Annotated in this window: 21 protein-coding genes; 11 read left to right on the top strand and 10 right to left on the bottom strand. The window is 57.6% G+C overall.

Going from position 1 to position 21,094, the window contains the following annotated elements; all coding sequences use genetic code 11:
* Nucleotides 1-20: 20 nt before the first annotated feature.
* From AB8818_RS18460 to AB8818_RS18435, 6 genes are all read right to left on the bottom strand, one after another.
* Nucleotides 21-1,409 carry a glutamine synthetase family protein gene (locus AB8818_RS18460; RefSeq protein ID WP_192983202.1) on the bottom strand — a complete coding sequence of 463 codons (1,389 nt, stop codon included), beginning with the start codon at nt 1,407-1,409 and terminating at the stop codon, nt 21-23.
* A 121-nt stretch (nt 1,410-1,530) separates the two neighbouring features.
* Nucleotides 1,531-2,250: an outer membrane permeability protein SanA gene (gene sanA / locus AB8818_RS18455; protein ID WP_028013857.1), complete on the bottom strand. Its 720-nt coding sequence runs from the start codon at nt 2,248-2,250 to the stop codon at nt 1,531-1,533.
* Between the two features lie 126 nt (nt 2,251-2,376).
* Complete coding sequence (gene cdd / locus AB8818_RS18450; protein WP_166711801.1) at nt 2,377-3,261, bottom strand: cytidine deaminase; 885 nt, start codon at nt 3,259-3,261, stop codon at nt 2,377-2,379.
* A 129-nt stretch (nt 3,262-3,390) separates the two neighbouring features.
* Nucleotides 3,391-4,086 carry a CidB/LrgB family autolysis modulator gene (locus tag AB8818_RS18445; RefSeq protein WP_029740398.1) on the bottom strand — a complete coding sequence of 232 codons (696 nt, stop codon included), beginning with the start codon at nt 4,084-4,086 and terminating at the stop codon, nt 3,391-3,393.
* Entirely contained in the window at nt 4,076-4,477 is a 402-nt protein-coding gene (locus tag AB8818_RS18440) for a CidA/LrgA family protein (protein ID WP_192983125.1), read from the bottom strand. The genes AB8818_RS18445 and AB8818_RS18440 overlap by 11 nt, the downstream gene beginning before the upstream one ends.
* Before the next feature lie 184 nt (nt 4,478-4,661).
* Nucleotides 4,662-5,372, bottom strand: a complete 711-nt coding sequence (locus AB8818_RS18435; RefSeq protein ID WP_192983122.1) for a type 1 glutamine amidotransferase — start codon at nt 5,370-5,372, stop codon at nt 4,662-4,664.
* Nucleotides 5,373-5,431: 59 nt separating this feature from the next.
* Between AB8818_RS18435 and AB8818_RS18430 the strand changes: the two genes are divergently transcribed.
* The 4 genes from AB8818_RS18430 (at nt 5,432) to AB8818_RS18415 (ending at nt 9,589) form a co-directional block, all read left to right on the top strand.
* On the top strand, nt 5,432-6,229 hold the full coding sequence (locus AB8818_RS18430; RefSeq protein ID WP_192983119.1) for a helix-turn-helix domain-containing protein: 798 nt from the start codon (nt 5,432-5,434) through the stop codon (nt 6,227-6,229).
* 41 nt (nt 6,230-6,270) lie between these two features.
* Nucleotides 6,271-7,203, top strand: a complete 933-nt coding sequence (gene dusC, locus AB8818_RS18425; protein ID WP_192983116.1) for a tRNA dihydrouridine(16) synthase DusC — start codon at nt 6,271-6,273, stop codon at nt 7,201-7,203.
* 152 nt (nt 7,204-7,355) lie between these two features.
* Nucleotides 7,356-8,774: a multidrug resistance outer membrane protein MdtQ gene (gene mdtQ, locus AB8818_RS18420; RefSeq protein ID WP_192983112.1), complete on the top strand. Its 1,419-nt coding sequence runs from the start codon at nt 7,356-7,358 to the stop codon at nt 8,772-8,774.
* A 50-nt stretch (nt 8,775-8,824) separates the two neighbouring features.
* A complete protein-coding gene (locus AB8818_RS18415; protein ID WP_116338712.1) occupies nt 8,825-9,589 on the top strand; it encodes an SDR family oxidoreductase in 765 nt (254 codons plus the stop codon).
* A gap of 72 nt (nt 9,590-9,661) precedes the next feature.
* Here the strand turns inward: AB8818_RS18415 and AB8818_RS18410 are convergent, their stop codons facing one another.
* Nucleotides 9,662-10,234, bottom strand: coding sequence for a DedA family protein (locus AB8818_RS18410; RefSeq protein ID WP_116338714.1), 573 nt, complete (start codon nt 10,232-10,234; stop codon nt 9,662-9,664).
* Nucleotides 10,235-10,391: 157 nt separating this feature from the next.
* Here AB8818_RS18410 and AB8818_RS18405 point away from each other — a divergent pair, with 157 nt between their 5' ends.
* Nucleotides 10,392-10,979 (top strand): Yip1 family protein, encoded by a 588-nt coding sequence (locus tag AB8818_RS18405; RefSeq protein ID WP_116338716.1) that lies wholly within the window; start codon nt 10,392-10,394, stop codon nt 10,977-10,979.
* A gap of 167 nt (nt 10,980-11,146) precedes the next feature.
* The gene (pbpG, locus tag AB8818_RS18400; protein WP_116338718.1) at nt 11,147-12,070 is read left to right on the top strand and encodes a D-alanyl-D-alanine endopeptidase; all 924 of its coding nucleotides are present in this window, start codon (nt 11,147-11,149) and stop codon (nt 12,068-12,070) included.
* Nucleotides 12,071-12,166: 96 nt separating this feature from the next.
* On the opposite strand, the gene AB8818_RS18395 is transcribed toward pbpG, so the two are convergent.
* Nucleotides 12,167-12,721: a GNAT family N-acetyltransferase gene (locus tag AB8818_RS18395; RefSeq protein WP_166711789.1), complete on the bottom strand. Its 555-nt coding sequence runs from the start codon at nt 12,719-12,721 to the stop codon at nt 12,167-12,169.
* A 112-nt stretch (nt 12,722-12,833) separates the two neighbouring features.
* Nucleotides 12,834-14,582, bottom strand: coding sequence for a D-lactate dehydrogenase (gene dld / locus AB8818_RS18390; RefSeq protein ID WP_166711787.1), 1,749 nt, complete (start codon nt 14,580-14,582; stop codon nt 12,834-12,836).
* A 189-nt stretch (nt 14,583-14,771) separates the two neighbouring features.
* On the opposite strand from dld, the gene bglX reads away from it, so the two are divergent.
* The 5 genes from bglX (at nt 14,772) to AB8818_RS18365 (ending at nt 20,968) form a co-directional block, all read left to right on the top strand.
* Nucleotides 14,772-17,069: a beta-glucosidase BglX gene (gene bglX / locus AB8818_RS18385; RefSeq protein WP_192983109.1), complete on the top strand. Its 2,298-nt coding sequence runs from the start codon at nt 14,772-14,774 to the stop codon at nt 17,067-17,069.
* A gap of 147 nt (nt 17,070-17,216) precedes the next feature.
* A complete protein-coding gene (locus AB8818_RS18380; protein ID WP_116338726.1) occupies nt 17,217-18,134 on the top strand; it encodes an ABC transporter substrate-binding protein in 918 nt (305 codons plus the stop codon).
* 12 nt (nt 18,135-18,146) lie between these two features.
* Nucleotides 18,147-19,304: an ABC transporter permease gene (locus AB8818_RS18375; RefSeq protein ID WP_116338728.1), complete on the top strand. Its 1,158-nt coding sequence runs from the start codon at nt 18,147-18,149 to the stop codon at nt 19,302-19,304.
* Nucleotides 19,297-20,247 (top strand): ABC transporter ATP-binding protein, encoded by a 951-nt coding sequence (locus tag AB8818_RS18370; protein WP_163330230.1) that lies wholly within the window; start codon nt 19,297-19,299, stop codon nt 20,245-20,247. Before AB8818_RS18375 ends, AB8818_RS18370 begins: the two co-directional genes overlap by 8 nt.
* The gene (locus AB8818_RS18365; protein ID WP_163330229.1) at nt 20,231-20,968 is read left to right on the top strand and encodes an ABC transporter permease; all 738 of its coding nucleotides are present in this window, start codon (nt 20,231-20,233) and stop codon (nt 20,966-20,968) included. Before AB8818_RS18370 ends, AB8818_RS18365 begins: the two co-directional genes overlap by 17 nt.
* On the opposite strand, the gene AB8818_RS18360 is transcribed toward AB8818_RS18365, so the two are convergent.
* Nucleotides 20,943-21,056: a protein YohO gene (locus AB8818_RS18360; RefSeq protein WP_008500895.1), complete on the bottom strand. Its 114-nt coding sequence runs from the start codon at nt 21,054-21,056 to the stop codon at nt 20,943-20,945. The two genes, AB8818_RS18365 and AB8818_RS18360, sit on opposite strands and share 26 nt — an antisense overlap.
* Nucleotides 21,057-21,094: the final 38 nt, after the last annotated feature.

Genomic DNA, 21,094 nt, shown 5'->3' with positions numbered 1-21,094 from the left:
CGAGCGGGCTTTTTTATGCCCTACGCCAGATGTGTCTCTTCGCGGGTCACAATGCTCTCAAACCAGTCGAGCTCTGAAAGCTTACAGGCCACCCACTGTTCGCAAAAGGCGTCACCTAGGCTGTCGGTGAGGTACTGACAACGGGAAAATGTCTCGATTGCTTCCTGCTGAAACAGCGGCAGGGCGGGTTCATCATGCTGCGGTTCAGGCAAATCGTCCTCGTCGATATTTTCCAGCCCGTACAGCATGCCGGTCAGGATCGTGGCGGCGACCAGATAGGGATTGGCGTCCGCCCCGGCCAGCCGGTACTCAATGCGGCGGTTGCTGTCCTCCGAGCAGGGAATACGCAATGCGGCGGAGCGGGTGTTATAGCCCCAGGAGTTAAAGACGGGTTCCGTCAGGTTTTTACGCAGGCGACGAAACGCGTTGACGCCCGGCGCAAGGATGGCGATAGAGGCGGGCATCAGCGCCAGCTGCCCTGCAATGCACAAACGCATCATGCTGTTAAGCGCGTTCACCGGAGAAGCAAAAACGTTTTCGCCGCGACTGTTATTCAGGCTGAAATGGAAGTGTAAACCGCTGCCGGACAGCTGGCTGAAAGGCTTAGCCATAAAGTTGGCCTGCAGGCCGTGCTTTTCGGCTACGTAACGGGTCATTCGGCGCAGGGCAAGCACGTTATCGCAGACCTCAATGACGCGATGGCTGTGCTTCAGGTTTAATTCGTACTGTCCGGATTCGGCTTCCGCCACGATCCCGGACAGCGGGATGCGCTGAAGGTGCGCCAGCTGTTCCAGCTCGTCAAACAGTGCCGCATGGGTTGTTGAGGTATCCATATGAAAACACCCCTGATTTTGCGGATCCCGATCGCGTTGTCCCGTCAGATAGAATTCGATTTCCGGAGCAATCACCGGATAGAGCCCGTGTTGGTGGAAGCGGGACAGGACGTTCTGCAGGATGACTCGTGGCTCCAGCGGGCAGGGGTTATCGTCGCTGTCTTGCATCGTCAGCAGGATCTGCGCGTTGTGCTGCGGATCCTGCGGGCAGGGGCGCAGGGAACCGGCGACGGGGAGGCAGAGTCGGTCCGGTTCATCATGAAGCGGGGCGGCGATTTTTCCTTTCTGATCCATAGAGTAGACGGAGAGGGGAAAGTAACAGCCTTTTTCCAGCGCCAGCATGCTCTCTACCGGGAGCCGCTTGCCGCGCATAATGCCGTTGATATCGTTCAGGTAAACGTCAATATGTTTCGTCTGCGGGTAACGTTCGAGATAATCCGCGACTTCGACCGAAACGTTGTGCTGCAGCGCGTCAATTTTTTCATCAAGCCAAAGGCCGGAATTGAGTGCGCCAGGAAGCGATAAACCGGGAAAGTTAAAATAGGGACGGAGACTTTTCAGGAAAAACGCATTCATTATCGAGTTCATAGTCATTCTTCAATGAAGCCGTAGCGGCAGTGAACTCAGCATAAAGGGGGCGGCGTAAAGGGGGGATAAAAAGCGTCAGGCCCGGCGTAAAGAAAGTATAAAGGCGAGGCTATTTTTTCTCTTTTTTCTGCATATCAAGCAGTTGCTCCGGGGTGACGGCCGGGTAACCCTGCGCGTCTTCCGGTACTTCATGCATCGCCGGGATCGGCACCAGCGGGCCGAGGAAGCGCGGTTCGCGTTTGAAAATGTAGAGGTCTGCCAGGGCGCCAAAACGTGCGCCGAACTCGCGGACGCGCACGCTCAGCATATCTTTTGGCGACGGCACGGCATAACACTGCGCCTGAATGCCCATATGCAGCGCGATAAACAGCGCTCGCTCGCAGTGGAAGCGCTGAGTAATGATGATGAAGTCGTTGGTGTCGAAGACTTTGCGCGTACGCACGATGGAGTCCAGGGTGCGGAATCCGGCGTAGTCGAGCACGATATCGGCAGGATCGACGCCAGCGGCAATCAAATCCTTCCGCATCGTCACCGGCTCGTTATAGCTTTGCAGGGCGTTATCGCCGCTTAGCAGCAGGTAGTTTACCTTGCCGCTATTGTAGGCGTTCAGCGCGCCCTGAATGCGGTAGCGGTAGTACTGGTTGATCACCCCGGTGCGGTAATACTTGGCGGTGCCGAGCACCACGCCAACCTGACGATAGGGCAGGTCCTGCAGATCGTCAAAGATGTAGGGGGCGGTTTTCCAGCTCATCCAGCGGTCGAGACCCAGCACGATAAACAGCAGTATGCCGACCAGGACAGACAGGCTGTAAAAAACGCGCTTTAACATGGAGATGGCTCGTTCGTGGATGAAATTTAACTCAGGCTACTTTACCCGCCTGGTTAGCGCAAGAAACAGCGACTCAACTGAGGGGTTTTTCAGCAACGTGGCGGACATTTCTGTCCGCCGGAAGGTTTATGCCAGCAGGACGCGGTCGATCGTCGTGCAGCCTAACGCCTTGAGCGTCGCGGCGGTGGCATCCCACTGGATCAGTGGCGCATCGGCTTTTTCGGCCAGAATGGCGCGCTGAATGTCCGGATAATCGTAGCCGTTCAGGCTCAGCAGGTTGAGCGCGCCCTGCAGCGGCGGCAGCGTTGGATTAAACGCGGCATTTTCCGCATAGCTGCCGGTGAAGATACGGCCGTCGCGGCACTGCAGCGCCACGCCGCTCGGGGACTTGCTGTAAGGCGTGTGGCTTTTGTTCGCCGCGCGAATGGCCGCCTGGTTCAGGTCATCGCCGGACAGGGCGAAACCGTGATCCTGCTCGTCCATCAGCAACGTTTTGATCTCCAGATCTTTCGGGCCAAAGGCGTCAGGCAGGTAATCGCCCAGCGTGTGCGGCGCGCGTCCCGGCAGGTTGATGCGCAGCTGCAGCCCGCTGTTCAGCTCGTTCATAAACTGACGGCAGTGGCCGCAGGGGGTGTAGTTAACGGTAATGGCGCTCAGGGCTTTCTCACCGCGCAGCCAGGCGTGGCTGATGGCGCTCTGCTCGGCGTGAACGGTCTGCTGCATGGTCGCGCCCAGGAACTCCATATTGCCGCCGAAGTACCAGGTGCCGCTGACGCCGCGCGCAATGGCCCCGACGTTAAAGTGGGAGAGATCGGCCCGCGCGCAGGCGGCAGCCAGGGGAAGCAGTGCGAAAGCCAGCGCGTCTTCGTCCAGTCCCGTTGCCTGTTTCAGCACCGTGACCTGCTCCGCGGTCAGCAGGGCGGGGAAGTGTGCATCTGCCAGAACGGGAGCAAGGGCTGACTGCAAATTCTCTGCAAGCTGGGCGAAAGCAGCTTGAAAACGTGGGTGCATGGCGTTTGCCTCATAAAGGTTAATGGATCGGTAGTTTACGGAGCCGTCAGGGCTTTATATGTGATCCACTTCTCATTATGTATGCAACTTATGAAATCAAAATGAAATTTGCGCGACGCATCGCAAATTTTAGCCCATCACCGCCAGAATCAGCGGGAAAATGAACGGGGCCAGCAGGGAGGTGATAATTCCGCAGATCACCAAAGCCAGCGAGCTAAACGCCCCTTCCTGATAATCCAGCTCCGCGCAGCGGGCAGTGCCCAGGGCGTGGGAGGCGGTCCCCATCGACAGTCCCCGTGCCGCTTTAGTATGAATACGCATCCCGTTCAGCAGGGTGTGACCAAACACCGCACCGAGAATACCGACGAAAATGACGCACATCGCGCTGATGGCCGGGATCCCGCCCAGGCTGCCACCGACAGCCATCGCGATAGGTGTGGTCACCGATTTTGGCAGAATCGAGGCGGCAATCTGCGGCGAGGCCCCCATCAAAAGCGCTACCGACGTGCCGGTGATCATCGCCACCAGGCTGCCCACAAAACAGATGGTAATGATGGATTTCCAGCGGGCGCGGATCTGGTGGAGCTGCTCATATAAAGGAAAGGCGAGCGCCACAACGGCAGGCTGCAGCAGGTCGTTTAAAATTTTGCTGCCGGCAAAGTAGCGTTCATAAGGAATGCCGGTGAGCAGCAGGAACGGAATAATGACCACCATCGCCACCAGCAGCGGGTTCAGCAACGGCATTTTGAAACGTGCGGCAAGCTTGCGCGCGGCGAAGAACACCGCCAGGGTTAGCGGCAGCGACCACCAGATATTAGCCATCATTTTTTGTTTTCTCCCCGATCACGTTGCGTTCGCCATGCACCAGATGCGAACTCCAGCTCACCACCAGGAAAACCACCAGCGTACTGACCGCGCAGGAAACCACAATCGGGCCGAACTGGGCTTTGAGCAAATCAAAATACTGCATAACCCCGACGCCGATTGGCACGAAAAGCAGCGCCATATAGCGAATGAGGACGAAGCAGCCGGGGTTGACCCATTTTGCGGGCAGGATTTGCAGCGCCAGCAAAACAAAGAGGATTAGCATGCCGATAATGCTGCCGGGAATGGTGATGGGCAGCAGCGACGCGATGAAAATCCCGGCATACAGGCAGGCGTAAATCAGGACGAATGCGCGCAGATATTGCCAGATAATGTTCAATGATTTGCTCATGGTGATAGTCCTTGCTGAAACGCATTCATCATACAATTAAACCTGAAAATGTGCCACGGATCACATCATGAAATTTGAGCATACCAGACATTCCGGAATGGAACGTCCGGTATCACCGCACAGGGGCTGGCTACAGTTTAGAGGAAAGGGAGTGCGGTGGCGAAGTGACGAGCCAGAGAATGCATCAGCGCAGGGCGGTCAGTTTATCGAGAAAAGAAAACAGCACCTGATTCATTTCGCGATAATCATGCGAGCGTAGTTTTTCCGCCGTTTCGACAAAACGAAATTCATCCGCACGGCGGAGATCGTTCTGCGAATGTTCAATCAGCAACTCAACGACCTCCGCCGTCAGTTCCATATGACACTGAAAACCGTAAACCCGTTCGCCATATTGCACGATCTGACGGGGACAGCCCTCGCTGTAAGCGAGCACCTTAGCCTGTGGCGTCAACCCTGGCATGTCGTTATGCCAGTGACCGACGCTCAGCTCGTGGCCAAAATTCTCAAACAGCGGGTTCGCCTTGCCTGCATCTGTGAGCCTGACGGGAAATTTACCGATCTCTTTTTCCGGGCTTTGGCAAAACCCTGCGCCCAGCGCTTCACCGATAAGCTGCGAGCCCAGACAAACGCCAATCACCGTTTTACCCGCCCCTATTGCGCGGCCGATGAGTCGCATTTCCGCCTGCGCATCAAACCAGGGGCACTCCTCAAGCGTGGTGGCAGGTGACTGCGGGCCTCCCATGATGATAAGCAAGTCTGTGCTCTCCAGGTCTTCGGGTAACGGATCGCCCTGATAAACTCTGGAGTAGCTCAGGCTACAGCCGCGATTTTTCCCCCAGATTTCATAGGCGCCTGGCGCTTCGAAATGTTCATGAATGATAAAATGAATGTGCATTGCGTCTCTCTCCGGTTACGTGTACAAGCAGCATCATAAGAGGAAGGGAGGAATGTGAGATGCCAACCGTTATCGATAAAACGCCAATTCACGACGATGCCATCGGATGGTCCAGAGGGGCAATTAGTTATACGCGCGGCGAAGTGGATCCCCCTCACCGGCATTCACAGGGGCAACTTTTGTTTGCCATCAAAGGGGTGATGCTGGTCGAGACTGGCAATAAGCGTTGGGTCATACCGCCTCAGCGCGCGCTGTGGATCCCTCCCTTTCAGGAACACACCTACAGCGTGTTATCCACCACGGAGCTCCGCGCAGTCTGGTTTAGCCCCGCGCTGATATCGCAATGCGAGCCTTTTACACGGAAAGAAGAGGTTCACGTGATTATGGCGACATCGTTGTTAAAAGAGCTGATTGCCGGGCTGTTCAGTGCGCAATACCGGCCAGCCAGTCAGCGCAGCATGGCCGTTTTGCTGCTCGACATCCTCAGCGAGGCGCAGCAGATTTCGGCCGAATTACCGATGCCCGTTGATGGGCGGTTACATCGCGTTGCCTGTGACATCATTGCCAACAATCTCTGGGATGTTTCTATGGAAAGTCTGGCGGAACAGGCCGCGATGTCTGAACGCACATTTTCACGCGCGTTTATCAAAGATACAGGCTTTAGCTTCCGGGCCTGGCGACAGCGCGCAAGGATTTGTGCCTCGCTGGACCTGCTCGCCAACGGATACCCGGTTAAGCAGGTGGCCTGGATGCTGGGATTTTCCGGGCAGGCGGCATTTGCAGCGGCGTTTCGCGCCATTGTCGGGGCAACGCCGGCCGACTTTCTCCCTGAACAGAAGCGCTTCCCAGCGATATAGAGAGCGGCTACTATAGCGCGTCTTTTTTCACAGGTACTGCTATGCGTGTTTTACTGGCTCCAATGGAAGGCGTGCTCGACTCCCTCGTGCGCGAGCTTCTGACCGAGGTGAACGATTACGATCTCTGCGTGACGGAGTTTCTGCGCGTGGTCGATATGCTGTTGCCGGTAAAATCCTTCTACCGCCTGTGCCCCGAGCTGCACAACCAGAGCCGGACCTCTTCCGGCACGCTGGTGCGTATTCAGCTGCTCGGCCAGTATCCTGAATGGCTGGCGGAAAACGCTGCCCGCGCGGTTGAGCTGGGCTCTTACGGGGTGGATCTCAACTGTGGCTGTCCGTCGAAGCTGGTCAATGGCAGCGGCGGCGGGGCGACCTTGCTGAAAGATCCTGAGCTGATTTACCGCGGCGCGAAGGCGATGCGTGAGGCTGTGCCTTCGCATTTGCCGGTGACGGTTAAGGTGCGTCTGGGGTGGGACAGCGACGCGCGGCAGTTTGAAATCGCCGATGCGGTGCAGCAGGCCGGGGCCACCGAGCTGGTGGTGCATGGCCGCACCAAAGACGATGGCTACAAAGCCGAGCGCATTAACTGGCAGGCGATCGGTGAGATCCGCAAACGCCTCACCATTCCGGTGATCGCCAACGGTGAAATCTGGGATTACGAGAGTGCGCAGGCATGCCTGAACGCTACCGGCTGTGATGCGGTGATGATTGGCCGCGGTGCGCTGAACGTGCCGAACCTCAGCCGTGTAGTGAAATATAACGAGCCGCGGATGCCGTGGGCAGACGTCGTCACGCTGCTGCAAAAATACAGCCGTCTGGAAAAGCAGGGCGACACCGGTTTGTATCACGTCGCGCGAATTAAACAGTGGCTGAGTTATTTACGCAAAGAGTACAGCGAAGCGCTGGGGTTATTTCAGGAGATCCGTACGCTGCAAACGTCGGCTGATATTGCGCGGGTTATACAGACAAAATAATTGGCATTTATATTTAAATATAAATAATTCACACAGTGAATATTTTGCCGATTATGTAAGTGTATGACAATTTGCGGATTGCCACGCGTTACTAAAAAATGGAACGTCATCAAGCGTAAGTTGCGCCTTTATTTTTTTGAGTGCATGGCGTAATGAAACGTTTTCTTATTTTATCTCTGAGTGCTCCCCTTATTTTTATGCTGGCTGCGTGCGCACCGGAACATTCCACGGTGTCGCCAATCAAAACGCAAGCGACAGCCGCTTCCGTTAATACCCAACTTCGTCATGCGGACTGGCCGAAAAATGAGTGGTGGAAAGCGTATAACGACCCGCAGTTAAATTCGCTGATTGCGAAGGCAGTAGCGGATGCTCCCGATATGCAAATTGCCCGGCAGCGTATTACGCTTGCCGAAGCGCAGGCCAGAGCCGCTATTGCTGCCGATGGCCCACAGATGGATTTTTCTGCGGATGTTGAACGGCAAAAAATGTCGGCAGAGGGGCTGATGGGGCCGTTTGCCCTGACCGACCCGGCGGCGGGTACAACTGGCCCATGGTATACCAACGGCACCTTTAGCCTGACGGCGGGCTGGGATCTCGATCTGTGGGGTAAAAACCGCGACCGGATCGCAGCGCGTATTGGCAAAGTGAATGCGCAAAAAGCGGAGCTGGAGCAGACCCGCCAGCTCCTTTCAACCAGCGTTGCGCGCCTTTACTGGGCGTGGCAGACCCAGGCCGAAGCAGGGGATGTCCTTACCCGGATTAAACAGGAGCAGGAAAATATTATCGACGCCGATCGCGAACTGTATCAGCACGGGATTACCTCCTCGGTGGAGGGCGTTGAAACCGATATCCACGCCAGCAAGACTGATGAACAGCTGGCGGACGTAAAGGGCAAGATGAAGGCTATTGAAGCGCGTCTGGAGGCGCTGACCGGTGCCCCGGCAATACGCCTTACACGCCACCCGTTGCCTGCCGCAGAAGCCTCGTTACCGTCGACGCTCGGTTATGAACTGCTGGCTCGCCGTCCGGATCTGCAAGAAGCACACTGGTATATCGAAGCCTCCATGAGCGAGGTGGATGCCGCCAGAGCGGCTTTCTATCCTGACGTGAACCTGATGGCGTTCTTACAGCAGGATGCCCTCCATCTGAGCGATCTGTTTCGCTCTTCAGCGCAGCAGATGGGGGTGACCGCCGGATTGACGCTGCCGATTTTTGACAGCGGCAGGCTGAACGCCAGGCTGGATATTGCCCAGGCGCAGAATAATCTTTCCGTCGCGAACTACAACAAAGCTGTGGTCGAAGCCGTCAATCAGGTGGCGCGTACGGCCAGTGAAGTTGAAACCCTGACGGCAAAAAATCGTCACCAGCAGCAGGTCGAAAAAGACGCGGCGCGCGTGGTGGCGCTGGCGCAGGCGCGTTTTAGCGCTGGTATCATTGCGGGCTCGCGGGTCAGCGAAGCCAGAATTCCGGCGCTGAAAGAACGTCTCGAAGGCGTCATGCTGAAAGGCCAGTATCTCGACGCCACGCTGCAGCTGACCTCAGCGCTGGGCGGTGGGTATCACCAGGGCTAAAAAAGGCCATTATCTATACTTACCTCTTTGCAGTTTTTCAGGAGGTGAGTATGACCAGAGTAGCGATTGTAACCGCATCGGATTCCGGGATCGGTAAAACCACGGCGCTGATGCTCGCAGAGCGCGGGTTTGATATTGGCGTCACCTGGCATTCCGATGAAAAAGGGGCGCTGGAAACCTGCCGTGAAGTTGAAGCGCGTGGGCAGCGCGCAGAGGCTATCCATCTTGATTTAAGCACGCTCCCGGACGGCGCGGAAGCCATTGAAACGCTGATTGCGCGTTTCGGGCGGCTGGACGTTCTGGTTAACAATGCCGGAGCGATGACCAAAGCGCCATTCCTTGAGATGGCGTTTGACGACTGGCGGAATATTTTTACCGTCGACGTGGATGGCGCGTTTCTCTGCTCACAGATTGCGGCACGGCAAATGGTGAAGCAGGGGGAAGGGGGGCGGATTGTAAACATCACCTCGGTGCACGAGCACACCCCGCTGCCGGAGGCCTGCGCCTATACGGCCGCGAAACATGCGCTCGGCGGCTTAACCAAATCCATGGCGATGGAGCTGGTTAAGCATAAGATTCTGGTGAACGCCGTCGCGCCGGGTGCCATTGCCACGCCGATGAACGATATGGACGACAGCGAAGTGAAGGAAGGGTCAATGCCGGAAATCCCGCTGGCAAGGCCGGGCCATACCAAAGAGATTGCCAGCCTGGTGGCGTGGCTGTGCGACAGCGATGCCAGCTACACAACGGGTCAATCGTTTATCGTCGACGGGGGCTTTATGCTGGCGAACCCGCAGTTTAAGCCGGAGAGGTAGCAGGTTTCCCCTCACCCTAACCCTCTCCCCAAAGGGGAGAGGGTTAGGGTGAGGGCATCAGGCCGCACCAGGCTACTCCTCATCCCGCACCTTTTCCCGATGCTTCAGCCACAGCCTGACCCCAATCACCGCCACAACCACCAGAATCAACCACGCCCAGTGCTTCAGGTGCTGGTCTAGATTATGCAGCCACGGGCCAATCACCTCGCCGCCTGCATAACCGAGCGTCGTGAAGATCAGCGCCCAGGCTATCGCGCCAAGAATATTCAGCGGCAGGAAAATTTTTGGCGGCAGGCGGCTGGCGCCAATCAGTATCGGCCCGATAACCCTGAAGCCGTACATAAAGCGGGTGCCAATCACGAACAGGTAAGGATGGCGCTGGATCAGGCGCTGCGCGCGGTTGATTTTCTTTTTGTGTTTAGCGAAACGCTTGAGCAGCGTCGGGCCAAAGCGCAGCCCCAGGAAGTAGAGCAGCTGATCGCCAATCATGCCGCCCAGCGCGACCGCGGCGACGACCAGCGGGAACTTCAGTAAGCCCTGATGCGCGGCGACGCCCCCTAGCAGCGTGATGGTTTCACCTTCCGCCACGCTGCCGATGACCAGCGCGGCATATCCATATTGTTCAATGAGTGCGTTAATATCCATTACGTAAGTGTTATCTCCCTCTGCGTACCTCGTTTAATCATATACCCCATGAATCAACCGCGAGGCAATCAACGGAAATTTCCCACTGTACATAAAATAATCTAAAGCCTGCATTATACTTAAGGTATCGCTGACGGGCCGACAACAAGGGGGCGCTATGAACCATGTCTGGGGACTTTTCTCCCATCCCGATCGTGAGATGCATGTCATCAAAAGTGAGAACGAAACGGTCTCGCATCATTACACGCACCATGTGCTGCTCATGGCCGCGGTGCCGGTAATATGCGCGTTTATTGGCACAACACAAATTGGCTGGAACTTCGGTGACGGCACCGTGGTGCAGCTTTCCTGGTTTACCGGGCTCTATCTTGCCATTCTCTTTTATGGCCTGATGCTGGCCGGGGTGGCAGTTATGGGACGCGTGATTCACTGGATGGCGCGTAACTATCCGCAACGCCCATCGCTGGCACACTGTATGATCTTCGCCGGATACGTCGCGACCCCGCTATTCTTAAGCGGTATTGTTGCGCTCTATCCACTGGTCTGGCTGTGCGCGCTGATCGGTACCATTGCCCTCTTTTATACCGGGTATCTGCTGTATGTGGGCGTTCCTACCTTCCTCAATATCAACAAAGAAGAGGGCCTGAGCTTCTCCGGCTCCACGCTTGCCATCGGGGTGCTGGTGCTGGAGGCGTTACTGGCGCTGACGGTTATTCTTTGGGGGTATGGATACCGTCTCTTCTAAGCTCACTGCATTGCTGGCGTAAATGCCAGCAATGCAGCATCTGTTCACGATTATCCGCTGGCGACAAAGCACGGTGACCGCTATGATGCCGAAGCCAGCCTGTGTTTATCCGTCGACACAGGCGGTGTACGTCATTACGTGCGTGAATAATTATCAGAAGTCTCACCATGCTGAAATTTCGAGTCTCTTTACTTAGCCTGGCGCTGCTGCTGGGCGCGTCAGCTGCTGTGCCAGCCGTCGCCAAAACGCCCGCGGTGACCGCCGCTGCTGCCCAGCCGCAAATTGCGTCCGGCAGCGCGATGATTGTCGATCTCAACACCAATAAGGTGATTTACGCCAGCCACCCGGACCTGGTGCGCCCTATTGCCTCAATAACCAAATTAATGACCGCGATGGTGGTGCTTGATGCACATCTGCCGCTGGACGAAAAGCTGAAAGTGGATATCAGCCACACGCCGGAGATGAAAGGGATCTACTCCCGCGTGCGCCTGAACAGCGAAATCAGCCGTAAAAATATGCTGCTGCTGGCGCTGATGTCATCCGAAAACCGCGCGGCGGCGAGCCTGGCGCACCACTATCCTGGCGGTTACGACGCGTTTATCCGCGCGATGAACGCCAAAGCCAAAGCGCTGGGGATGAGCAATACCCATTTTGTTGAACCGACGGGGCTGTCGATTAACAACGTCTCCACGGCCCGCGATCTGACGAAACTGCTGATTGCCAGCAAACAATATCCGCTGATTGGTCAGCTCAGTACCACCCGTGAAGAGATGGCGACCTTTGCGAACCCGTCCTACACGCTGCCGTTCCGCAATACTAACCATCTGGTGTACCGGGATAACTGGAACATTCAGCTAACGAAAACGGGCTTTACCAACGCGGCAGGACACTGTCTGGTAATGCGCACGGTTTTTAACGGTAAGCCGGTGGCGCTGGTGGTGATGGATGCCTTCGGGAAATATACCCACTTTGCGGATGCGAGCCGCCTGCGTACCTGGATTGAGACCGGGAAAGTGCAGCCCGTTCCGGCTGCGGCATTGACGTATAAAAAGCAGAAAGCGGAGCAGATGGCGACGGCGCAGAACGATTAGGTAAAAGCAAAACGGTAACGCATGTTACCGTTTTTTATGTTTTCTCCCTCTCCCTGTGGGAGAGGGCCGGGGTGAGGGCACCAGACCGCACTGCTTTTATTCCGGCAGCGTCCAGTCACCGTCGTTGAGCGGGCGCTGCATTATCACCGTATCCCGCCAGTCGCCTTTCTTATACCCCACGCTGCGCAGCTGACCGACAATCTCGAAGCCGTGTTTTTTATGCAGCCGCAGCGATCCGGCATTATTATTGCCATCTCCCACAACGGCAATCATCTGCCGCCACGGGCCTTGCTCGCAGCGTGCGATTAGCGCGCTCATTAAGGCGGTGCCAAAACCGCGTCCGGTCATGCTGGCGTCCACGTAAATCGACTCTTCCAGGGTATAGCGATAGGCGTGTCGCGGTCGATAAGGGGCGGCGTAGCAGTAGCCCACCACGATCCCGCGGTACAGCCCGACAAGCCACGGTAAACCGTTCTCGGCCACGCTTTTCATGCGCTGACGCATTTCGTCGATGGTGGGGGGAACTTCTTCGAACGACGCGCGTCCGTGAAGCACATGCCAGGCGTAAATGGCGGCGATGGCATGCACATCATCGGGAAGGGCGTCGCGCACTTCCAGTTCGGTTTCGGATAAAACATCAACAGCCGACATGACGTGCCCGCTCCTCGTTATCGAATGCCGGAGAAACGTTTCTCCGGCGACTGAACGCTACTCTATTACGATTACGGCGCGCGAAACAATCTCTCAAATTTGGCTGTAGGGTTTAATCAGACGCTTGCGTTATGTGCTGCTCCGCGTCTGCACTTTCTTGCCAGTATTTCTTCCGCGTTGTTTTCCCTATACCGGGGTTCATACTGTTTGTAGGGTCATTCTCGCGATAAAACTGCTTAAGTGCGTCAGGGGCTTTATAAAGATGCCCAACGTTGTGTTCCGCAGGATATTGTGCGCCGCGCTCGCGCAGCAGGGCGAGCATCTGCTCCTTCAGTTCGTGTGCATCGACCCCTTTTTTGACGATGTAATCCTGATGGAAAACGTAGCACATAAAGTGGCCGTAATAGAGCTTGTGCACCAGCTTGCTGTCAATTTCCGGCGGCAGGTGCTCAAACCATTCGGTGTCGTTTCGTCGCAGGGCGATATCCAGCGCCAGAATATCTTCCACCTCTTCGGAATGTACCGCCTGGTAACGGATGGCGGCACCCGCGGCGGCGAAACGGTGCAGGAAGGCTTTGCTGCCTTCTTCCGGCGTACAGGCGAAGAAATCCCCCTCGGCGGTTTTGAAGAACTCGGTGAGCCAGCTCTGCGCTTCGGCAATCCCGTCCCCGGCCATTTTCAGCAGCAGATGATGTTCGTACTTATCACGCCAGGTTTTCATTCGCTCCGGCAGATGCGCAGGGAAAACGTTTCCCAGCTTCTGCATAAAGCGGTCGGTAAAGTGGGGCTTGAACAGCGACACCTTCTCCAGCATCGCGTCGGTGCGGCCCTTCATGGTGAAGAAGAACGGCATTTTGTCGGTGCCGAGCTTGTCGATCATCAGGAAGGTGTCTTTCCCGTAGCGCTCCGCGATGTCGTAAATGTCCCGGTGCATGTACTCGCCCGCCACGGGAAGGTGGGTGAATTCACCGAGAATATGACGGCGGATCTCCGTCAGAACCTCAGGCTGATTGGTGCCGATGTAAAACACCTGCTGCTTTTTCTCCGCCGGGAAGGTATCAAGGCGTACGGCAAAAACGGCCAGCTTGCCCGCGCAGCCGGAGGATTCAAACAGGCGGTCCGGGTCGGCGTTATAGCGCGCCGGGGTGTCGGCTTCGATATCGCGCACGCGGGTGACGTAATCGTGATCGTGCGCGTGGCGACCGTCGTGCTGTACGTCTTCGTCCCTCACGCGGTCGTCGTCGAGCTTGCTGAGGATCTGTTCCGGCGTTACGCCCAGATCGATGCCCAGGTGGTTCACCAGCGTCAGCTTGCCGTTTTCGTCGATACGGGCAAACAGCGACATTTCGGTGTAGGCCGGGCCGCGCTGTACCAGCGAGCCGCCGGAGTTATTGCAGATCCCGCCCACCACCGAGGCGCCAATGCAGGAGGATCCGATCACCGAGTGCGGTTCGCGTCCCAGCGGCTTAAGCGCTTTTTCGAGGGAGTAGAGCGTGGTGCCGGGGAACGCGAGCACCTGCTCGCCTTTGTCCAGCAGGTGCAGCTTGTCGAGGCGCAGGGTACTGATAATCACGATATCGCGATCGTAATCGTTGCCGTTCGGCGTAGAGCCTTCGGTCAGGCCGGTATTGGCCGCCTGCATTAAAATAATCTTGTCGGCGGCTACGCAGGCGCTCAGCACGCGCCACAGCTCCAGCAGCGTGCCGGGGAAGACCACCGCCAGCGCCTCGCCCTGACCGGAGCGGAAACCCTTACGGTAGCGGGCGGTTTTGGCCGGGTCAGTAAGCAGGTGAGAGGAGCCAACCAGGCGCGACAGTTCGTTAATAAAAGTCTTGTTATCGTCAGTTCGAACAGAAGTCATCTTCCACTCCTTGTGGTGGGGCAAATTTCTCGCTGTAAAGCATAGCGCGATTAACTGTTCAACGGTCGAGTATTCACGAGAAAAATCAGAGAATAACCCTGCAACGTTCAGAGGGTTTGTGGCACACTGCGCTTTTCGCACGGTCTGGCCGGGTGCTTCCCACGGTTATTGATGAGAGAGAATAACAACATGAAATGGCTATGTTCTGTAGGTGTCGCCGTCAGCCTGGCGCTGCAACCTGCGCTGGCAGAGGATTTGTTTGGTAATCACCCGCTCACGCCTGAAGCCCGCGACGCGTTTGTCACGGAGTTGCTTAAGAAGATGACGGTCGATGAAAAAATCGGCCAGTTGCGTCTGATCAGCGTCGGCCCGGATAACCCGAAAGAGGCCATCCGCGAGATGATCAAAGAGAATCAGGTGGGCGCGATTTTTAACACCGTCACCCGTCAGGATATCCGTAAAATGCAGGATCAGGTGATGGAACTCAGCCGCCTGAAAATCCCTCTGTTCTTCGCCTATGATGTGGTGCACGGCCAGCGTACCGTCTTCCCCATCAGCCTCGGCCTGGCCTCCTCCTTTAACCTCGACGCGGTGAAAACCGTCGGGCGCGTGTCTGCCTATGAAGCGGCGGACGACGGCCTGAACATGACCTGGGCGCCGATGGTGGACGTTTCGCGCGATCCACGCTGGGGCCGCGCCTCGGAAGGCTTCGGTGAAGATACCTTTTTAACGGCCACGATGGGCAAAACCATGGTGGAAGCGATGCAGGGCAAAAGTCCGGCGGACCGCTACTCGGTGATGACCAGCGTCAAACACTTCGCGGCCTACGGCGCCGTCGAGGGCGGTAAAGAGTACAACACCGTCGACATGAGCCCGCAGCGCCTGTTTAACGACTACATGCCGCCGTACAAGGCAGGGCTGGACGCGGGCAGCGGCGCGGTGATGGTGGCGCTGAACTCGCTAAACGGCACGCCAGCGACCTCCGATTCCTGGCTGCTGAAAGACGTCCTGCGCGACCAGTGGGGCTTTAAGGGCATCACCGTTTCCGACCACGGCGCGATTAAAGAGCTGATCAAACACGGTACGGCGTCCGACCCGGAAGACGCGGTGCGCGTGGCGCTCAAGTCCGGCATTAACATGAGCATGAGCGATGAGTACTACAGCAAATACCTGCCGGGGCTGGTGAAGAGCGGCAAGGTAACGATGGCGGAGCTGGACGATGCCGCGCGCCACGTGCTGAACGTGAAATACGACATGGGGCTGTTTAACGATCCGTACAGCCATCTGGGCCCGAAAGATTCTGACCCGGCTGATACCAACGCCGAAAGCCGCCTGCACCGTAAAGAAGCACGTGAAGTGGCGCGCGAAAGTCTGGTGCTGCTGAAGAACCGCCTCGATACGCTGCCGCTGAAAAAATCTGGCACCATTGCTGTGGTCGGCCCGCTGGCTGACAGCAAGCGCGACGTGATGGGCAGCTGGTCTGCTGCGGGCGTGGCCGATCAGTCCGTCACCGTCCTGACCGGCATCAAGAGCGCCGTCGGTGAAAACGCCAAAGTGGTGTACGCCAAAGGGGCGAACGTCACCGACGATAAAGACATCGTCACGTTCCTTAACCAGTACGAGGAAGCGGTTAAGGTCGATCCGCGTACGCCGAAGGAGATGATTGACGAAGCGGTCAACACCGCGAAGCAGTCCGATGTGGTTGTCGCGGTCGTGGGGGAAGCGCAGGGTATGGCGCATGAGGCCTCCAGCCGCACCGACATCACCATCCCGCAGAGCCAGCGCGATCTGATCGCCGCCCTTAAGGCCACCGGCAAACCGCTGGTGCTGGTGCTGATGAACGGCCGTCCGCTGGCGCTGGTGAAAGAGGACCAGCAGGCTGACGCCATTCTGGAAACCTGGTTCGCCGGTACCGAAGGCGGTAACGCCATCGCCGACGTGCTGTTTGGTGATTACAACCCGTCTGGCAAGCTGCCTATGTCCTTCCCGCGCTCCGTCGGGCAGATCCCGGTCTACTACAGCCACCTGAACACCGGTCGCCCGTACAACGCCGACAAGCCGAACAAGTACACGTCTCGTTACTTCGACGAAGCTAACGGCCCACTCTATCCGTTTGGTTACGGCCTGAGCTACACCACCTTTAAGGTCTCTGACGTGAAAATGTCGGCGCCAACCCTGAAGCGTGACGGCAAAGTTACCGCCAGCGTTGAGGTGACCAACACCGGCAAGCGCGAAGGGGCAACGGTGATTCAGATGTACGTGCAGGATGTGACTGCGTCGATGAGCCGTCCTGTGAAGCAGCTGCGCGGTTTCGAAAAGGTTGATCTTAAACCTGGCGAAACCAAAACCATCAGCTTCCCGATTGACGTGGACGCGCTGAAGTTCTGGAACCAGCAGATGAAATATGATGCGGAACCGGGCAAGTTTAACGTCTTTATCGGGGTGGATTCCGCCCGCGTGAATAAAGGCGAGTTCGAGCTGCTGTAACCTTTCCTTCCCTTTGCATCCCCCGACTTCCGGGGGATGCGTCTTACCTTATGCTAAAAAGGCATTTTGCCGGGTAAATCCGCCGTTTTAAGCTACGCTTTTCTCTCAAGCCTCTGAAAAAGGCGATAAAAAAATGAGGACAGCGGAATGACGATTAAAACGGGGATGGTAGCTTCTGCGGTGCTACTCGCAGCGCTAAGCCTGCCGCTACAGGCGGCGGAGCCGGTAAAAGTGGGCTCAAAGATCGATACCGAGGGCGCGCTGCTCGGGAATATTATTCTCCAGGTGCTGGAAAGCCACGGCGTGAAAACCGTCAATAAAGTTCAGCTGGGCACCACGCCCGTTGTGCGCGGCGCGATTACCTCCGGCGAGCTGGATATCTACCCTGAATACACCGGCAACGGCGCGTTCTTCTTCAAAGACGAAAACGATCCGGCATGGAAAAATGCCAAAGCTGGCTATGAAAAAGTCAAAAAACTCGACGCAGAGCAGAACAAGCTGGTCTGGTTAACCCCGGCCCCGGCCAACAATACCTGGACTATCGCCGTGCGTAAGGACGTGGCGGAGAAAGGTAAGTTGACTACGCTTGCGGATCTCAGCCGCTATCTGAAAGAGAAGGGCGATTTTAAGCTTGCGGCCTCCGCGGAGTTTATCGAGCGTCCTGACGCGCTACCCGCGTTCGAAAAAGCGTACGACTTCAAGCTCGACCAGGCGCAACTGCTTTCGCTCGCGGGCGGGGATACCGCGGTAACCATCAAAGCGGCGGCGCAGCAAACCTCTGGCGTTAACGCGGCGATGGCCTACGGCACCGACGGCCCGGTAGCGGCGCTCGGCCTGCAAACCCTGACCGATCCTAAAGGCGTACAGCCAATTTACGCCCCGACCCCGGTAGTGCGTGAGGCGGTGCTGAAAGCCTATCCGGAGATTGCCGACTGGCTCAAACCGGTCTTCGAAAAGCTGGATGAAAAAACGCTGCAGCAGCTGAATGCCAGCATTGCCGTCGAGGGACTGGATGCCAAAAAAGTGGCCGCCGACTTCCTGAAACAACAAGGGCTTGTGAAGTAACGGGAAAGGGCTGTGCCAATAAAATGTCATAACCGCGTACTGCTGCTGTTGGCCTGCGTGGCCATCGCGGCGGTCGCGTTACCGTTTGTGAACGTCGCGCCTAACCGCCTGATGTCGGGGGAAGGGCGCTATATCTGGGAAGTGTGGGCGTTCACGCCGTGGTGGCTGGCGGCGGCGCTGGGCGCGTGGGTTGCACTGTCGCTCTGGCAAGGGCGCACGGCGCAGTGGCTGACGCTGCTCCTCGCTGAAGGGCTGTTTATCGTCCTGTTCTGGGGCGCCGGGCAGGCGGCGACGCATATGGCGTCGGCGGAAAGTCCGCTGGCGAGAACCACGGTGGGTAGCGGCCTCTGGCTGTGGCTGGCGCTGTGTCTGCTGGCCAGTAGCGATGCCATTCGTCGACTCATCTCCAGCGCCGTCTGGCGCTGGGTGCTCAACGCGCAGATATGGTGTATTCCATTGTTCCTGCTGTTCAGCGGGGAACTAAATAACCTCTCGCTGTTAAAAGAGTACGCCAACCGTCAGGAGGTGTTTGATGATGCCCTGGCGCAACATCTGACAATTCTTTTTGGCACGTTGATCCCGGCTCTGCTGCTTGGGATACCGCTCGGCATGTGGTGTTATCGTCATCCTACACGCCAGGGGGGGGTCTTTGCCGTGCTCAATGTCATCCAGACGATTCCCTCCGTTGCGCTGTTTGGCCTGCTGATTGCGCCTCTGGCCGGGCTGGTGAAGTCGTTTCCTGCGCTGGGCGCGGTGGGCATAGCCGGAACGGGGTTAACGCCCGCGCTGATTGCGCTGGTGCTATACGCGCTGCTTCCGCTGGTGCGCGGCGTGGTCGCGGGATTAAGCCAGGTCGCGCCGGATGTGCTGGAAAGCGCCCATGCGATGGGCATGAGCGCGCGACAGTGTTTCTGGAGGATTCAGCTTCCGCTGGCGCTGCCCCTGCTGCTGCGCAGCCTGCGGGTGGTGGCGGTCCAGACCGTCGGCATGGCGGTGATTGCCGCACTGATTGGTGCGGGCGGCTTTGGCGCGCTGGTATTCCAGGGGCTGCTGAGCAGCGCCCTCGATCTGGTGTTATTGGGCGTGGTTCCCACCATTGCGCTGGCGGTTGTCGTCGACGCGCTGTTTGCCTTATGGCTCGCGCTGCTCAGGAGAAGAGCCAATGATTGAATTTCATGATGTCAGTAAAACCTTTGCCGGTCGCCCGGCGGCGAGCCACCTGAACCTGAACTTTGCCGAGGGCGCGTTTTCCGTGCTGATTGGCACATCGGGTTCGGGAAAATCCACCACGCTGAAGATGATCAACCGGCTGGTTGAGCACGACAGCGGCCTGATCCGCTTTGCCGGAGAAGAGATCCGCAGCCTGCCGGTGCTGGAGCTGCGCCGCCGGATGGGCTATGCCATTCAGTCTATCGGCCTGTTTCCGCACTGGACGGTGGCGCAGAACATCGCCACCGTGCTGCAGCTGGAGAAATGGTCGCGGGCTAAAATCGCTGACCGCGTTGATGAACTCATGTCTCTGCTGGGGCTGGAGCTCGCGCTGCGCGATCGCTATCCGCACCAGCTCTCCGGTGGGCAGCAGCAGCGCGTGGGCGTGGCGCGCGCGCTGGCGGCCAACCCGCAGGTGCTGTTGATGGATGAACCCTTCGGCGCGCTGGATCCGGTTACGCGCGGGGCGCTGCAGGCGGAGATGACCCGCATTCACCGCATTCTCGGTCGAACCATCGTCCTCGTGACGCACGATATTGATGAAGCCCTGCGCCTGGCCGACCATCTGGTGCTGATGGACCACGGCGAGGTGGTGCAGCAGGGCGCGCCGCTTGAGCTATTAACCTGGCCGAAGAACGACTTTGTGCGCGAGTTTTTTGGCCGCAGCGAGCTGGGCGTGAGGCTGCTCTCACTGCGGACGGTTGGTGACTATATGCGTCCCGAGGAGACAGCGGTGAGCGGCGAACCGCTACAGGAGCAGATGAGCCTGCGGGACGCCCTCTCCGCGTTTGTCGCGCGCCGGTGTGAAGTCCTGCCTGTGGCGGATGCCCGGGGCGCGCCGTGCGGAAGCCTGCATTTTCGCGATCTGCTGGCCGGGGAGGTGACGCGTGAAGGCACTGCGTGATCCGCTCCTCTGGCTGGCAGCGCTCTTTGTCGCCTTACTGTTTCTGATGCCCCACAGCGCGGCGCTGTTTAACGCCCTTTTTCCCGGGCTGCCGCGGCCGGTCTATCAGCAGGAGAGCTTTATCAACCTCGCCCTGGCGCATCTCTGGCTGGTGGCGCTCTCAAGCGTCATCGCGGTGGTGCTGGGAGTAGGGGCGGGCATTGCGGTCACGCGACCTGCGGGCCGGGAGTTTCGTCCGCTGGTGGAGACGGTTGCGGCCATTGGGCAGACGTTTCCGCCGGTGGCGGTGCTGGCGATAGCGGTGCCGGTGATGGGTTTTGGTCAGCAGCCCGCGATTATTGCTCTGATTTTATACGGCGTGTTGCCCGTTCTCCAGGGCACGCTGGCGGGCGTTGCGGCGGTCCCTGCGTCTGTATTAAGCGTGGCGGAAGGAATGGGGATGAGCCGCTGGCAGCGGCTTCGCAAGGTAGAACTGCCGCTTGCGGCACCGGTTATTATTGCCGGGATCCGCACGTCGGTGATTATTAACATAGGGACGGCGACCATTGCGTCTACGGTAGGTGCCAATACGCTGGGAACGCCGATCATCATCGGCTTAAGCGGGTTTAATACGGCTTATATTGTGCAGGGGGCGGTGCTGGTCGCGCTGGCAGCCATCGTCGTCGATCGCCTTTTTGAGCGGCTGGCGCTGTACCTCAGCCGACACCGCCACGAACGATAAACGAGTACCCGGCCAGCATCACGCCGCCGATACCGCTTACGGCCATCAGGACAAAAAGGGTAATAATGGCGAGTTTGGTTGCCTTCATCATGTGCTCCTGTTGTTAACGGAACAATTATACGGTGA

Origin of the sequence: Enterobacter sp. KB-280D8 (assembly GCF_041399405.1) — a bacterium.
Taxonomy (GTDB): Bacteria; Pseudomonadota; Gammaproteobacteria; order Enterobacterales; family Enterobacteriaceae; genus Enterobacter; species Enterobacter cloacae_N.
Note: the sequence above shows the minus strand (reverse complement) of the source record. Positions and strands in the feature narration are given on the sequence as shown.